The following is a 13,890-nucleotide window of genomic DNA, read 5'->3' on the forward strand; positions in this document are numbered from 1 at the left end:
TGTGAGGGTGGAGCCGGCGCAGCCACGTTCCAGGCGCAGTCCGCGCGGCGCGTCTCGGTCGCCGCGCACCGCGCGGCCGTTTCGAGCAGCACGGCGGCCGCACGGTAGGCGCCGCGCGCGGCGGCGCGTTCGGCCGACGCCTCGAGCCGGTTCGCGACGCGGTCGTCGGCCGCTTCGAGGGACTGCGAGAGGTGCCACGCGAGCCGGTCGGCGTCCTCGCGGGCGGCCGCCGTCTGCCAGAGCAGGCGGTGCGCGTCGCGCCACGGGGCGCCGTCCGCGGCCCGGCGGACGGCGTCGTACGCCGACTGCGACGTGAACACGGCGTCGGTCCAGACATCCACGAGGCCGGCGAGCATGGCGGGCGCCGGGGCGTCGGCCTCGAGCCCGACCGACAAGGCGGCCTCGCCCACGCGTTCGAGGTCGCGTTCCGGTTCGGCGGCCGCGATGATGAGCCATTCCCGTGCCGCGCGCGGCAGGCCGGCGACGACGGCGTCGAGTGCGGCGGCATCGCGGCCGTCGTGCAACTCGGCCTCGTCGACGTCGAGCGCGAGCTCCGGGAGGTCGTCGAGGAGTTCCGGGACCTCGCCGCCGCCGAGCGCGAAGACCACCGCTACGCCGTCGACGGGATGCCGGGCGACCGATGCGAACGCCGCGAGCGAGTCGCCGTCGATCGACTGCGGTCGGTCGACGAGCAGCAGCAGCGGTACCGGTCCTGCCGCCGCGCGCACGAACTCGCGGAGTGCGAGCCCGACGAGGGGCGCCTTCGGCGCGGCCTCGTGCAGCCGGCCCGACACGACGGCGATCGCGTCCTGCTGGTCGTCGGGCAGTGCGGCGAGCTCCCGGTCGCGGTTCGCGGTCGCCCGGGCGATGCCCGAGAAGGCGATGCCCTCCCCGCCGACGAACCCGTCGATCCGGAGGATCGCCGGTGCCTCGCGCCCGAGCGCGGCGAGGACGGCGTCGGCGTCGGTGCGCACGAGGACGCCCGGCCGGAACGACTCGCTCGGTTCGAGGAGCGCCAGCAGGCGGGTGCGGTCGTCGCTCACGGCGGCCTTCCGGTGGCGGGACGGATCGGGTCGGTTCGACCGGACGACGGGTACCTGCCGGTCGGGACAGCGGATGCGGGTTCCGCAGGCGATCCGGGTGCGATCGCGGGCCCACCGTAACACGCGTGGTGCAGCGGATGACGGCCGATCCGCGCCGGGGCAGCCGTTCGCCGGACGGGCGACGGGCGCAGCCGGAGGCGCCCGGAGTGACGCTGGAAGTCGGCCGCAACAGTGCCGGCACTGGGAATACCGATGCGGGCGCCTACGGTTGCAGCGAGTGCGACACGACGGGGTGGCGCGCCATCGCCCTGATGCTCGGGGCCACGCACCACCGGAAGGAACGCACCCCATGACGATCGCCGAACCCGCGACCCGCACCGCCGACACGAGCATCCCCGTGCTCGACGTCCTCGCCGAGCGCTGGAGCCCCCGCTCCTACGACGCCGAAGCCGAGGTCCCCGCCGAGTCCATCCGCCGCTTCCTCGAGGCGGCACGCTGGGCGCCCTCAGCGAACAACTCGCAGCCGTCCCGCTTCATCGTGGGCGTCCGCGGCACCGAGACGTTCGACCGCATCCACGACGCTCTGCTCGGCTTCAACCAGGCCTGGGCCGACCGCGCGGGCGTGCTCGTCGTGAACGTCATCGAGACCGTCGGCGCCGACGGCCGCGAGCGGCCCTTCGCGACCTACGACCTCGGCCAGGCCGTCGCCCACCTCTCGGTACAGGCCCACGCCGACGGCCTGCACGCCCATCAGATGGGCGGCATCGACCGCGAGAAGCTCCGCGAGGTGTTCGGCCTCGGCGAGCACCTGGTGCCCTTCTCCGTCACCGCGGTCGGCGTCGTCGGCTCGCCCGACCAGCTCGACGAGACCCTCCGCGCCCGCGAGACGGCGCCGCGCACCCGTCTCACGCTCGAGGAGATCGTGCTGCCGGCCGCCTGAGGCACTGGCTTCGTCGGTCGAGTCGGCGAACGGATCGGTCGGTTCGGCGAACGGAGCCCGCCGGTCGAGTAGGCGCGCAGCGCCGTATCGAGACCACCTCACCGGGTCTCGATACGCTTCGCTACTCGACCAGCGGGGCAGTACCCGCCGGTCGAGTCGGCGCGCAGCGCCGTATCGAGACCACCTCACCGGGTCTCGATACGCTTCGCTACTCGACCAACGGGTGCTTCGCTCCTCGACCGGCGGGAAGCAGCGGGCTACGGGCGCAGCAGCACCTTGGTGGCCCGGCGCTCGTCCATCGCGGCGTACGCCTCCGCGACCTCCGCGAGCGGGAGCTCGAGGTCGAACACGAGGCCGGGACGGATCGCGCCGCTCAGCACTTCGGGCAGCAGTTCCGCCATGTAACCGCGCACCGAGGCGACGCCGCCGTTCACGCCGACGTTCGTGTTGAAGAGGCGGCGGATCGGCAGCTCGGGTCCGCCCGCGGGCACGCCGACGTAGCCGACCATCCCGCCGGGGCGCGTCGAGCGGATGGCCTGATCCATGGACTCCTTCGTGCCCACGCACTCGAGCACCTGATCGGCGCCGATGCCCCCCGTCAGCGCCCGCACGGCCCGCACGCCGTCGTCGCCGCGTTCGGCCACGACGTGCGTCGCCCCGAACTCGCGGGCGAGCGCGGTGCGCGCCTCGTGCCGGGACATCGCGATGATCGTCGTCGCGCCGAGGCGCTTCGCGGCGATGATCGCGCAGAGCCCGACGGCGCCGTCGCCGACGACCGCCACGGTCGAGCCGGGCCCGACCCCGGCGGAGATCGCGGCGTGGTGGCCGGTGCCCATGACGTCCGAGAGGGTCAGGAGGCCCGGAATGAGCGCGTCTTCGAACGAGTCGCGCACCGGGAAGAGCGTGCCGTCGGCGTCGGGCACCCGCACCCGCTCGCCCTGACCGGCATCGATCAGGCGCCCCTCGGCATCCGTTCCGCCCCAGTCGAAGCCGTGGAGGCAGGACGTGTAGACGCCGTTGCGGCAGTTCGCGCACGTGCCGTCGCTGCCCGAGAAGGGCGCGATGACGAAGTCGCCGAGGGCGATGTCGACGACGTCCGCGCCGACCTCCTCGACGATGCCGACGAACTCGTGCCCGATGCGCTTGGGCTCGTCGACGGGCGCGATGCCGCGATACCGCCAGAGGTCGGAGCCGCAGACGCAGGCCGCGACGACGCGGACGACCGCTTCGCGCGCTCCGCCGAGGACGGGATCGGGGACCTCTTCGAGCCGGACGTCGCCGGCGCCGTGGATGACGGTTGCTCGCATCCCCCGAAGGTAGCCCGATCTCGACCGAAGCCGCACGGCTGAATCCTCGGCGCCGGGGCGGTTCCGGCGCGACTGGCGACGCCGCAGTCACGAACGTCCCGGCCGAGGACCGATCCCGCCTGCCCGGGCCGCGTCAGGCCGTCGCCTGCTTCGGCAGCGGCGGCACGATCGTGCGCATCGACCAGCCGAAGAGGATGAACAGCACGCCCGCGCCCGCGGCGAATGCTGCGAGGCCGTACGAGATCACCGAGGTGAAGAGCGAAGCCCGCAGGAACGAGGCGTTCATGACGACCGCGCGCGTCGGGTCGTCCTGATCGAGCTGTGCGTACGTCTTGCCGTCGGTCATCTCGAGCGCGTGGTGGTTGATGATGTCGGCCTGGATGAACGCGTCGATCGGGCCGTCCACGATCTGCCCCTGGAAGGCCATCGCATCGTCCGGGATCGTGATCTGCTCGGCGCGCAACTGCGACGTGACCATGACCCAGGCGACGATCGCCACGACGATGAGCAGGATGCCGCCGATGATGCCCGCGAGCCCGCTCAGGCGGACGATCCGGGCCTGACCCTTCGTCCAGACGGGTCCGCCCGTCTCGAAACTCTCCGTCATGATGCTTCCCCCAAAGTGTCGACGATTGCCCCGAGCGTATCGGGACGGGGAAGCACGCCGAAAGGGACCCTCCGTCCGGCGATGTCGGCGCCGACCGGCAGGATATCCAGGTGAGCGGAATGCGGGACTTCTGGGGTGCACTGCCGACCGAGGGGCGGTGGTTGCTCTCGACGGTCGCGATCAACACCTTCGGGCGCGGTCTGACGCTGCCGTTCACGGTCATCTACCTGCACGAGGTGCGCGGGTTCGACCTCGGCTTCGCAGGGCTCCTGATGAGCCTCATCGCGGCCGTCGGCCTCGTCGTGACGGGCCCCGCCGGTGCGCTCACCGACCGCTTCGGCGCCCGCAACGTGCTGCTCGTCGGGCTCGCCTCGATGATCGCCGGCTGCGTGCTGCTGGCCTTCGCCGAGCATCCGGCGGTGGCGACGCTCGCGATCGTGCTCATCGGCGTCAACTTCGGCACGTCGTGGCCCGCGCAGAACGCCCTCATCGCCGCGGTCGTCGACGGCGAGCTGCGCCAGCAGTACTTCGGCGTGAACTTCGCCCTCGTCAACCTCGGCATCGGGGTCGGCGGCATCGTCGGCGGCCTGTTCGTGAACGTCGACGAGCCGATGACGTTCACCCTGATCTTCCTCGGCGACGCGCTGACCTGCCTCGTCCCGATCGCCCTGCTGCTCGGGCCGCTCCGGCACGTGCGCACGCACGCGACGGCGCACGGGCACGACGACGACTCCCGAGGGCAGCACGGCGGCTACCGCGCGCTGCTGCGCGAGCCCGCGGTGCGGTGGATCACGTTGCTCTCCTTCGTCGCGGTCTTCGTCGGCTACGGCCAGTTCGAGGCCGGCTTCCCGGCGTACGCCCGCGGGGTCGCCGAGGTCTCGACGCAGGTCGTCGGCTTCGCGTTCGCGATCAACACCGCGGTCATCGTGCTGCTGCAGTTCACCGTGCTCGCCCGCATCGCAGGCCATCGCCGCACCCGGGTGCTCCTCGTCATGGCGGCGGTGTGGGCCGGATCCTGGCTGGTGCTCGGCACCTCCGGGCTGCTGCCCGGCTCGCTCGCGGCAGCGATCGGCGTGCTCGCCTTCACCGGCGTCTTCGCGTTCGGCGAGACCCTCATGCAGCCGACGATCCCCGCGATCGTCAACGACCTCGCCGACGACCGCAACCGCGGGCGCGCGAACGCGGTCAACGCCGGCGCGTTCCAGGGCGGCGCGATCGCCGGCCCGATCGTCGCGGGCCTCCTCCTCGACCATGGGCTCGAGGGCGCCTACATCGGGCTCATGGCGATCGGCTGCCTCGCCGTCGGCGTGCTGGCGCTCGCGCTGGAGCGGCGCCTCCCCGCCGCGGCGAACGGCGTGCCCGCCGTGCGGAACGCCGCCGTCTCGGAGCGCCCGCCGGTCGAGTAGGCGCGAAGCGCCGTATCGAGACCACGGGACCGGGTCTCGATGCCCCCGCCGGTCGAGTAGGCGCGAGCCGTATCGAGACCACGGGACCGGGTCTCGATGCGCCCGCCGGTCGAGTAGGCGCGAAGCGCCGTATCGAGACCACGGGACCGGGTCTCGATGCGCGGCTCGGCCGCTACCCGACCAGCGGAGGGCCGCCTACTCGTCGGACTCGGCGTCGCGCAGGTCGCCGTCGCCGTCCGCCCGCGACGTCCCGGCATGCTCGCCCCGCAGCACGGTGAGCGATCCGGCATCCGGCGCGAGCCCGACCATGACGACGTCGCCGTCGCGGATCGTGCCGGCCAGCAGCGCCCGCGCGAGCCGGTCGTCGATCTCCTTCTGCATGAGCCGGCGCAGCGGCCGGGCCCCGTAGATCGGGTCGTAGCCGCGCTCGGCGAGCCACGCCCGGGCATCCGGGGTGACGCCGAGCTCGAGCCGGTGCTCGCGCAGGCGATCGCCGAGCCGGTCGACGTAGAGGTTCACGATCTCCGCGAGCTCGCCCTCGCCGAGGGCCGAGAAGACGACGAGGTCGTCGAGCCGGTTGAGGAACTCGGGCTTGAAGGACTGGCGCACGGTCTGGAGCACGGCCTGTTCCTTCTCGTCCCACGAGAGCGACGGGTCGACGAGGTACTGCGACCCGAGGTTCGAGGTGAGGATGAGGATCGTGTTGCGGAAGTCGACCGTGCGGCCCTGGCCATCGGTCAGGCGACCGTCGTCGAGCACCTGCAGCAGCACGTCGAACACCTCGGGGTGCGCCTTCTCGACCTCGTCGAAGAGCACGACCGAATAGGGGCGACGACGCACAGCCTCGGTGAGCTGGCCGCCCTGGTCGTAGCCGACGTACCCGGGCGGGGCGCCGACGAGCCGGGAGACCGAGAACTTCTCGCCGTACTCCGACATGTCGATGCGCACGATCGCGCGCTCGTCGTCGAAGAGGAACTCGGCGAGCGCCTTCGCGAGCTCGGTCTTGCCGACGCCGGTCGGGCCGAGGAACAGGAACGAGCCGGTCGGACGGTTCGGGTCGCTGATGCCCGCGCGGGAGCGCCGCACCGCGTCGGCGACCGCGGCCACCGCGGGCTTCTGCCCGATGAGCCGCTTGCCGAGCTCCGACTCGAGGTGCAGCAGCTTCTCGGTCTCGCCCTGCAGGAGCCGGCCGACGGGGATGCCCGTCCACTGCGCGATCACCTGGGCGATGTCGTCGTCGGTGACCTGCTCGTTGACCATGCGCGGCTCGCCGTCCGCATCGACCGTGTCGGCGGCCGCTTCGGCGGCGTCGAGGTCGCGCTGCAGGTTCTTGATCGTCTCGTACTCGAGCTTCGACGCCTTCTGGTAGTCCCCCGCGCGCAGCGCGAGGTCGCGCTGGGTGACGGCGTCATCCAGTTGCTTCTTGAGGTTGCCCACGCGGTTGAGCCCCTGGCGCTCGCGCGCCCAGCGGGCCTGGAGGTCGGCGAGCTCGCGCTCCATGCCGACGAGCCCCTCGCGCAGCTTCGCGAGCCGCTCCTTGGAGGCGTCGTCCTTCTCCTTCTTGAGGGCGAGCTCCTCGAGCTTCATGCGGTCGACCTGGCGCTTGAGCTGGTCGATCTCCATGGGCGACGAGTCGATCTCCATCTTGAGGCGGGACATGGCCTCGTCGATGAGGTCGATCGCCTTGTCGGGGAGCTGCCGGGCGCTGATGTAGCGGTTCGAGAGGGAGGCCGCCGCGACGAGCGCCGCGTCGGAGATCGTGACGCCGTGGTGCGCCTCGTAGCGCCCCTTGAGCCCGCGGAGGATCGCGATCGTGTCCTCCACGGAGGGCTCGCCGACGTAGACCTGCTGGAAGCGTCGCTCGAGCGCCGCGTCCTTCTCGATGTACTCGCGGTACTCGTCGAGGGTGGTCGCGCCGATGAGGTGCAGCTCGCCGCGGGCGAGCATCGGCTTGAGCATGTTGGATGCCGCGACGGAGCCTTCCCCACCGCCCGCGCCCATGAGCAGGTGCAGCTCGTCGACGAACGTGATGACCCGGCCCTCGGACTCGTCGATCTCCTTGAGCACGCTCTTGAGGCGCTCCTCGAACTGGCCGCGGTACATCGCGCCCGCGACGAGCGCGGAGATGTCGAGCGAGACGAGGTCCTTGTCCTTCAGCGAGTCGGCGACGTCGCCGGCGACGATGCGCTGCGCGAGCCCCTCGACGACGGCGGTCTTGCCGACGCCGGGCTCGCCGATGAGCACGGGGTTGTTCTTCGTGCGCCGAGTCAGCACCTGGCTGACGCGGCGGATCTCGCTGTCGCGTCCGATGACGGGGTCGAGCTTTCCCGCTCGCGCGAGGTCGGTGAGGTTGACGCCGAACTGTTCGAGCGCCGACTGCTGCTCCTCCTGGGAGCTCGGCGCACCCTGCATGTTGGCCAAGGCTGCTCCTTTCCGTAAATTGAGCCTACAAGACTCAACTTCGGACCGCCGCGGTCGTATTCCCCGATCGTTCAGCACGAAACCCTCACGGGCGGACGCGGAAGCGGTGCCCTTCGAAGGAGACGACGTCGCCGGGCTGCAACTGCCGCCCGCGGCGGCGGTCGACCTCGCCGTTGACGCTCACGAGCCCCTCGGCGATGACCTCCTTGACGTCGCCGCCGGTGTCGAGCACCCCGGCGAACTTCAGGAATTGGCCGAGGCGGATCATGTCGCCGCCGATGGGGACGTCGTCGATCGGAGCCGGGTTCGTCATCCTCGAATGCTATTCGTCCGGGCCGATCGGCTGCGCCGGTGCCCTTACGCGTCCTGCGCGCAACGGAAGCCGATGTGGCTCATCCCCGTGTCCTCGGCCTGCGGCGAGCGCGCCGCCGGCCGGAAGCGCAGGCAGTACTCGGGCGAGCAGAGCTGCGAGCCGCCCTTGAGCACGCGGCGCGGCATGCCCGGGAACCCCGGCTCGGCGCTCGCGGTCGCGAGCAGGTTCTGCCGCTTGCCGGGATCCACGGGTGTGTCGCTCAGCCGCACGTGGCGCTGGGTGTAGAAATCGCTCGTCCACTCCCACACGTTGCCGGTCATGTCGAACAGCCCGAAGCCGTTCGCGGGGTACGAGCCGACCGGCGCGGCATCCCCGACGCCCTGGTTGTCGTACGGGAAATGCCCGAGCCAACTATTGGCGAGCGCCTGGCCGTCGGGGTAGGGCTCGTCGCCCCACGCGAAGCGGGCGCCGACGAGGCCGCCTCGGGCGGCGTACTCGTGCTCGGCCTCGGTGGGCAGCCGCTTGCCCGCCCACGTCGCGTAGGCCCTGGCATCCTCGTACGCGATGTGCACGACCGGATGCCGCTGCCGGTCGTCGACCGACGAGCCGGGGCCGAAGGGCTCGCGCCACCACGCGCCGGGCTGCCAGCGCCACCAGTTGCGCCAATTGCGCAGGTCGACCGGACCGGAGGTGGGGGTGAACACCATCGAACCCGCCACGAGATCGGCGGGGTCGGCCCCCGGGTAGCCGGCCGGGTCGAGGTCGCGCTGGGCGACGGTGACGTACCCCGTCTCGTCGACGAACCGGGCGTACTCGGCGTTGGTGACCTCGTATCGGTCGATCCGGTAGGCGGCGACCGCCCGCTCGTGCACCGGCCGCTCGTCCGGGTAGAACTCGTCGGATCCCATCAGGAAGGTCGCCGCCGGGATGAGCACCATGTCGTCGGTCACGGCTCCCACGCTAACGTCCGTGCTCCGGCGGCGCGCCGAGCGGACCCGAGACCGCAGCATGCCCGGCACGCTCGCGCGCGCCGGGCATCCATGCCGTGCGTGTCAGGATGCGCCCGCCGTGGCGTCCTGCAGCTTCGCCATCACCTGGTCGATCGTGAACGAGGCCGATTCCTGGCGCGGCGGGAACTCCACGAGGGACTGGAGCATCCGTGCGACATAGGCCTGGGCCGGCACGAACAGGAAGATGTGCTCGAGCACCCAGTCCCAGTAGGTGTTCGACGTGATGTCGGCCCGCTCGTACGGGTCGGTGCGCAGGTTGAACAGCTTCGGGAACCGCAGGTGCGTGTACGGCTCCTGCCAGACCTGCAGGGTGCCCGCGGCGCGCTGCTCGAGGAAGACGACCTTCCAGTTGTCGAACCGCATGGCGGTGAGGTCGCCGTCGTCGGAAGCGTAGAAGAAGTGCCGGCGCGGGCTGTGCTCGGCTGCACCGGTGAGGTAGTCGAGCTGGTTGTGGCCGTCGAGATGCACCCTGAACTCGGCGCCGTGCAGCTCGGTGCCCTGCTTGAGCCGCTCGGCGATGTCGGTGTCGCCGGCGGCCGCCAGCAGGGTCACGAACCAGTCGTTGTGGCTGACGAGGCCGTTCAGCGTCGTGCCCGCCGGGATATGCCCGGGCCATCGCACGAACGCCGGCACCCGGTACGCACCCTCCCAGTTGGAGTTCTTCTCGTTGCGGAACGGCGTCATGCCGGCATCCGGCCAGCTGTTCATGTGCGGACCGTTGTCGGTCGAGTACATGACGATCGTGTTCTCGGCGAGGCCCAGCTCGTCGAGCAGGTCGAGCAGGGAACCGACGACGTCGTCGTGGTCGAGCATCGTGTCGTGGTACTCCGACTGCCACCGGCCGGCACGACCCTTGCTCTCCTCCTTGGTGTGCGTGCGGAAGTGCATGTGGGTCGAGTTGAACCACACGAAGAACGGCGTGTCCTCGTCGGCCTGGCGACGGATGAAGTCGACCGCGGCGTCGCGGAACTCCTCGTCGCACGTCTCCATGCGCTTCTTCGTCAGCGGGCCGGTGTCCTCGATGCGCTGCGTGCCGTCGTCGTTCGCCCACGAGTGGATGACGCCGCGCGGGCGGAACTTCTCGCTGAACCCGGGGAACTCCTCGTCGGTCGGGTAGTCGGGGTGCTCCGGTTCCTCCTCCGCGTTGAGGTGGTAGAGGTTGCCGAAGAACTCGTCGAAGCCGTGCGCCGTCGGCAGGAACTCGTCGCGGTCGCCGAGGTGGTTCTTGCCGAACTGCCCGGTGGCGTAGCCGTGGTGCTTGAGGGCGTCGGCGATCGTCGGGTCCTCGGCGCGCAGGCCCAGGTCGGCGCCCGGCATGCCGACCTTGGTCAGGCCGGTGCGGTACGGGTTCTGCCCCGTGATGAAGGCCGCCCGACCCGCCGTGCAGCTCTGCTCGCCGTAGTAGTCGGTGAATTTCACGCCCTCGTTCGCGACGCGGTCGATGTTCGGCGTGCGATAGCCCATCAGGCCGTCCGAGTACGCGCTGAGATTCGAGATCCCGATGTCGTCGCCCCAGATGATGAGGATGTTCGGCTTGTCCGTCATTTCGTGTTCCCCCAAGTCGGCTGCGGCCCCCGCCGCACGCCCATGCAAGCACGCCCCGCGGCGACGGGCAACCGATAGGTTCGAGTCATGAGCGAACCGCTGCCGTCCTGGCGCGACACGGCCACGCGTCGCGCCATCCTCGAGTTCATCGCCGCCGTGACCGACGAGCACGGAGCGGACTTCGTGCCTCCGGCGGCTCGGGTCGCGGTCTTCGACAACGACGGCACGCTGTGGACAGAGAAGCCGATGGTCGTGCAGTTGCACTACCTGCTCGAGCAGTGGAAGTCCGCCGCGACGGCCGACCCGTCGCTCGCCGAGCGCCAGCCGTACCGGGCGGCCGTCTCAGGCGACCTGGCGTGGCTCGGCGAAGCGGTCGATCGCCATTACGCCGGCGACGACGCCGACATGGGTCTCCTGATCCAGGCGGTCGCAGCGGCTTCGTCGGGCGCGAGCGTCGAGGACTACGCGGAGTCCGTCGCCGCGTTCTTCCGCGACGCGAAGCACCTCTCGCTCGGGGGCTCCTACGCCGAGGCGGTCTATCAGCCGATGGTCGAACTGGTGCGGCTGCTCGACGCGAACGACTTCCGCACGTACATCGTCTCGGGCGGCGAGCGCGACTTCATGCGCGTCGTGACCGAGCAGTACTACGGCATCCCGTCCCAGCGCGTCATCGGCACGGCGCTGGGGCTGACCTACGACGAGGCCACGAACTCCGTGCACTACGCCGCGGCGCTCGATTTCTTCGACGACGGACCCGTGAAGCCGGTGCGCATCTGGACCCGCATCGGCCGGCGCCCGATCCTCGCCGCCGGCAACTCGAACGGCGACGTGCCGATGCTGCGCTTCGCCCAGGGCAGCCCGCGCAGCCTCGCGCTGCTCGTGCACCACGACGACCCCGAGCGCGGCGATCTCCCCTACGACAAGGGCGCCGAGCAGGCGCTCGAGGCCGCGGCGGCGAACGGGTTCACCGTGATCAGCGTGCGCGACGATTGGGAGCGGATCTTCCCGGTGCCGAGCTGACCCGACGCTCGACGCCCGACGGCGCGAACGGCGGACCGCTTCAGTTCGCGGGCACCGCCCATTTGAATCCGCGATGCGAGCCCGCGAATCCGAGCCGCTCGTAGAACCGATGCGCATCGGAGCGGCGCGCGTCGCTCGTCAACTGCACGAGGGCGACCCCGAGGGCCGGGGCGGCGACATCCATCGTCCAGCGCAGCATCGCGCTGCCGATGCCGCCGGAGCGCAGCGCACTCGACACCCGAACCGCCTCGACGAGCAGCCGGCTCGCGCCGCCGCGGGTCATGCCCGGGATGAGGGTGAGCTGCATCGTGCCGACGACGCGGCCATCGCCCAGCACGGCGAGCACGATCGTGTTCGACGGGTCGCCGAGCACCGCCTCGAGGCCTCGGAGGTAGGCAGCCCGGTCGACGGTCTCGGGACCGTGCCCGCGCTCGACGGAGACGTCGTCGTCGGTGAGCAGGACGATGATCGCGTCGAGGTCGCTCGGAGTCGCGTGGCGCAGCACGGCGTCGGGGAGGGAGGCGGACAGGGGCGCGGGGAGGGCGAGCGGGGCGAGCACGGTTCCAGTCTGACGCCAGCGGCTCCAGAGCCGCTCCCTGCGGCGCCCACAGGGTTTCCATGGCAACCATCGGCAGGATGGCGGCATGGAGAAGCGCACCAAGGTCATCCTCGGCGTCGCCGCCGGACTCGTCGTCGTGGGCGGCGTCGCCGCCGTCGCGGGTCCGATCGTCTACCGCGACGTCATCGTCGGCGAGCAGGCCGCCGCACCGACGATCACGCTCGAACCCTCGACCGTCGCCCCCGGCGCGAGCGAGGGCGATGCCGTCGACGACCTCTCCGGTACCTGGACGGCGGGTTCCGGGTCGTACGCGGGCTATCGCGTCGACGAGGTGCTCAACGGCACGGATGTCACGGTCGTCGGCCGCACGGAGGACGTGACCGGCACGGCGACCGTCGAGGGCCTCCAGCTCACCGCCGCGGAGTTCACGGTCGACGTGGCCTCCATCGAGACCGACTCCTCCTCGCGCGACGGCTACTTCCGCGACAGCGCGCTCCGCGTCCAGGAGTTCCCGACGGCGACCTTCGTGCTCACCGGCGTCGTCGACGCGCCCGAGACCCCCGCGGTCGGCGAGGTGCAGACGCTCACCGTGACGGGCGACCTCACGATCGCCGGCGTCACGCAGCCCGTCGAGGTCGAGCTCCAGGCCGTCTTCGACGGCGAGTCCGGCCAGGTAGCGGGCAGCATCCCGATCACGTTCGCCGACTACGGCGTCGAGGCGCCGAACCTCGGCTTCGTGTCCGTCGAGGACGCCGGGTTCGTCGAGTTCTCGCTCGCGCTGACGCAGGGCTGAGTCCGCGGGGGCGCCGTCGGGGCGAGGGGGCTCAGCCGACCGCGGGAACCCCGAGGACGGCGGCCGCGGCGGCCGCCTCGTGCGCACGGGCGAGTCGCAGCAACGGCCCGGTGCCGTCCAGCAGCGCCGCGTACCACCCGTCGACGAAGGCCTCGCCGTAGGGGTCGTAGACGAGCGCGCCCGAGATCGCCTCGGGACCGAAGGGCACGACGGTGACGCCGTCGTCGCAGTACTCGCTCGCCCCGCGGCGCGGGTCGCCGACCACGACGTGGCGCGGCGCCTCGGGACGGCCGGCGATATGGCCGTGCGATCCCCAGACCGCGCGAGCCGTGTCGGCCCCGATGAACAGGATGTCCGCCGCCGAGGCGAGACGTCGGAGGCGGTCGACCACCACGCTGTCGAGCAGCGGGGCCGCGCCCGTCGCGTCGACGCTGACGAGCACGTCCCCGAAAGCGCGGGATTCGCAGGCTCCGAGCAGCGCGGCGAACGCGGTGTACGTGCGCGGCGCGAGACCGGAGACGTGGATGACGCGCGCCGAGGTGCCGGTCGCGCAGAGCTGCGGCACCCAGACGGCGGCCGATTCGGGTGCGGCTTCCGGGCGGTCGGCGCGGAGCACGAGCGGCTCCGCGGCGCGGATCTCGGCGGTGTCGAACATCGTCGGCCTCCCGTCATGCATCCGGGTACGGCCCCCGGTTGCCGGGAGCCTAGCCGAGCGCACCGACGGGGTCGAGCCCTGAAGGCGCGACCCCGTCGGAAGTCTCGGCGGGCGCTCAGCCGAGCAGCTTGGCCTTCGCCGCCGCGAACTCGTCGGCGCTCAGGATGCCCTGCTGCTGGAGCGCGGCGAGCTTCTGGAGCTCGGCGACGATGTCGACGCCGCCGGCCGGCGCCGCGGGTGCGGGCGGCGGTGCCGCCGCGGCCTGCGCGGC

Annotated in this window: 13 protein-coding genes and 1 pseudogene; 4 read left to right on the forward strand and 10 right to left on the reverse strand. The window is 71.5% G+C overall.

The window, feature by feature from the left end; genetic code table 11:
- Positions 1-1,043 (reverse strand): annotated as a pseudogene (locus GB864_RS16065) (hypothetical protein); the annotation flags it as partial.
- A gap of 349 nt (positions 1,044-1,392) precedes the next feature.
- Here GB864_RS16065 and GB864_RS16070 point away from each other — a divergent pair.
- Positions 1,393-1,983: a nitroreductase family protein gene (locus GB864_RS16070; protein ID WP_160426711.1), complete on the forward strand. Its 591-nt coding sequence runs from the start codon at positions 1,393-1,395 to the stop codon at positions 1,981-1,983.
- A 257-nt stretch (positions 1,984-2,240) separates the two neighbouring features.
- Here the strand turns inward: GB864_RS16070 and GB864_RS16075 are convergent, their stop codons facing one another.
- A complete protein-coding gene (locus tag GB864_RS16075) occupies positions 2,241-3,290 on the reverse strand; it encodes a zinc-dependent alcohol dehydrogenase family protein (RefSeq protein WP_160426712.1) in 1,050 nt (349 codons plus the stop codon).
- A 133-nt stretch (positions 3,291-3,423) separates the two neighbouring features.
- The gene (locus GB864_RS16080; RefSeq protein WP_160426713.1) at positions 3,424-3,897 is read right to left on the reverse strand and encodes an aromatic ring-opening dioxygenase LigA; all 474 of its coding nucleotides are present in this window, start codon (positions 3,895-3,897) and stop codon (positions 3,424-3,426) included.
- Between the two features lie 119 nt (positions 3,898-4,016).
- On the opposite strand from GB864_RS16080, the gene GB864_RS16085 reads away from it, so the two are divergent.
- Positions 4,017-5,303 (forward strand): MFS transporter, encoded by a 1,287-nt coding sequence (locus GB864_RS16085; RefSeq protein WP_160426720.1) that lies wholly within the window; start codon positions 4,017-4,019, stop codon positions 5,301-5,303.
- 195 nt (positions 5,304-5,498) lie between these two features.
- On the opposite strand, the gene GB864_RS16090 is transcribed toward GB864_RS16085, so the two are convergent.
- From GB864_RS16090 to GB864_RS16105, 4 genes are all read right to left on the reverse strand, one after another.
- Entirely contained in the window at positions 5,499-7,724 is a 2,226-nt protein-coding gene (locus tag GB864_RS16090; RefSeq protein WP_473808264.1) for an ATP-dependent Clp protease ATP-binding subunit, read from the reverse strand.
- An 85-nt stretch (positions 7,725-7,809) separates the two neighbouring features.
- Positions 7,810-8,037: an RNA-binding S4 domain-containing protein gene (locus GB864_RS16095; RefSeq protein ID WP_160426714.1), complete on the reverse strand. Its 228-nt coding sequence runs from the start codon at positions 8,035-8,037 to the stop codon at positions 7,810-7,812.
- 44 nt (positions 8,038-8,081) lie between these two features.
- The gene (locus tag GB864_RS16100) at positions 8,082-8,975 is read right to left on the reverse strand and encodes a formylglycine-generating enzyme family protein (RefSeq protein WP_160426722.1); all 894 of its coding nucleotides are present in this window, start codon (positions 8,973-8,975) and stop codon (positions 8,082-8,084) included.
- 114 nt (positions 8,976-9,089) lie between these two features.
- Positions 9,090-10,592, reverse strand: coding sequence for an arylsulfatase (locus GB864_RS16105; RefSeq protein WP_160426715.1), 1,503 nt, complete (start codon positions 10,590-10,592; stop codon positions 9,090-9,092).
- 87 nt (positions 10,593-10,679) lie between these two features.
- On the opposite strand from GB864_RS16105, the gene GB864_RS16110 reads away from it, so the two are divergent.
- On the forward strand, positions 10,680-11,612 hold the full coding sequence (locus GB864_RS16110) for a haloacid dehalogenase-like hydrolase (RefSeq protein WP_160426716.1): 933 nt from the start codon (positions 10,680-10,682) through the stop codon (positions 11,610-11,612).
- 40 nt (positions 11,613-11,652) lie between these two features.
- Here GB864_RS16110 and GB864_RS16115 read toward each other — a convergent pair whose 3' ends face one another.
- Positions 11,653-12,171, reverse strand: a complete 519-nt coding sequence (locus GB864_RS16115) for a GNAT family N-acetyltransferase (RefSeq protein WP_336604041.1) — start codon at positions 12,169-12,171, stop codon at positions 11,653-11,655.
- An 85-nt stretch (positions 12,172-12,256) separates the two neighbouring features.
- Between GB864_RS16115 and GB864_RS16120 the strand changes: the two genes are divergently transcribed.
- Entirely contained in the window at positions 12,257-12,964 is a 708-nt protein-coding gene (locus tag GB864_RS16120; RefSeq protein WP_160426717.1) for a YceI family protein, read from the forward strand.
- A 31-nt stretch (positions 12,965-12,995) separates the two neighbouring features.
- Here the strand turns inward: GB864_RS16120 and GB864_RS16125 are convergent, their stop codons facing one another.
- Positions 12,996-13,619 carry a hypothetical protein gene (locus tag GB864_RS16125; protein WP_160426718.1) on the reverse strand — a complete coding sequence of 208 codons (624 nt, stop codon included), beginning with the start codon at positions 13,617-13,619 and terminating at the stop codon, positions 12,996-12,998.
- Positions 13,620-13,734: 115 nt separating this feature from the next.
- Complete coding sequence (locus tag GB864_RS19000) at positions 13,735-13,830, reverse strand: SHOCT domain-containing protein (protein ID WP_336604042.1); 96 nt, start codon at positions 13,828-13,830, stop codon at positions 13,735-13,737.
- Positions 13,831-13,890 lie beyond the last annotated feature (60 nt).

The organism is Agromyces seonyuensis (assembly GCF_009789225.1).
Lineage (GTDB): Bacteria > Actinomycetota > Actinomycetes > Actinomycetales > Microbacteriaceae > Agromyces > Agromyces seonyuensis.

Coding starts and splice junctions, on each gene's coding strand:
- GB864_RS16070 (WP_160426711.1), top strand. CDS start 1,393: ATGACGATCGCCGAACCCGCGACCCGCACCGCCGACACGAGCATCCCC.
- GB864_RS16075 (WP_160426712.1), bottom strand. CDS start 3,290: ATGCGAGCAACCGTCATCCACGGCGCCGGCGACGTCCGGCTCGAAGAG.
- GB864_RS16080 (WP_160426713.1), bottom strand. CDS start 3,897: ATGACGGAGAGTTTCGAGACGGGCGGACCCGTCTGGACGAAGGGTCAG.
- GB864_RS16085 (WP_160426720.1), top strand. CDS start 4,017: ATGCGGGACTTCTGGGGTGCACTGCCGACCGAGGGGCGGTGGTTGCTC.
- GB864_RS16095 (WP_160426714.1), bottom strand. CDS start 8,037: ATGACGAACCCGGCTCCGATCGACGACGTCCCCATCGGCGGCGACATG.
- GB864_RS16100 (WP_160426722.1), bottom strand. CDS start 8,975: ATGGTGCTCATCCCGGCGGCGACCTTCCTGATGGGATCCGACGAGTTC.
- GB864_RS16105 (WP_160426715.1), bottom strand. CDS start 10,592: ATGACGGACAAGCCGAACATCCTCATCATCTGGGGCGACGACATCGGG.
- GB864_RS16110 (WP_160426716.1), top strand. CDS start 10,680: ATGAGCGAACCGCTGCCGTCCTGGCGCGACACGGCCACGCGTCGCGCC.
- GB864_RS16120 (WP_160426717.1), top strand. CDS start 12,257: ATGGAGAAGCGCACCAAGGTCATCCTCGGCGTCGCCGCCGGACTCGTC.
- GB864_RS16125 (WP_160426718.1), bottom strand. CDS start 13,619: ATGTTCGACACCGCCGAGATCCGCGCCGCGGAGCCGCTCGTGCTCCGC.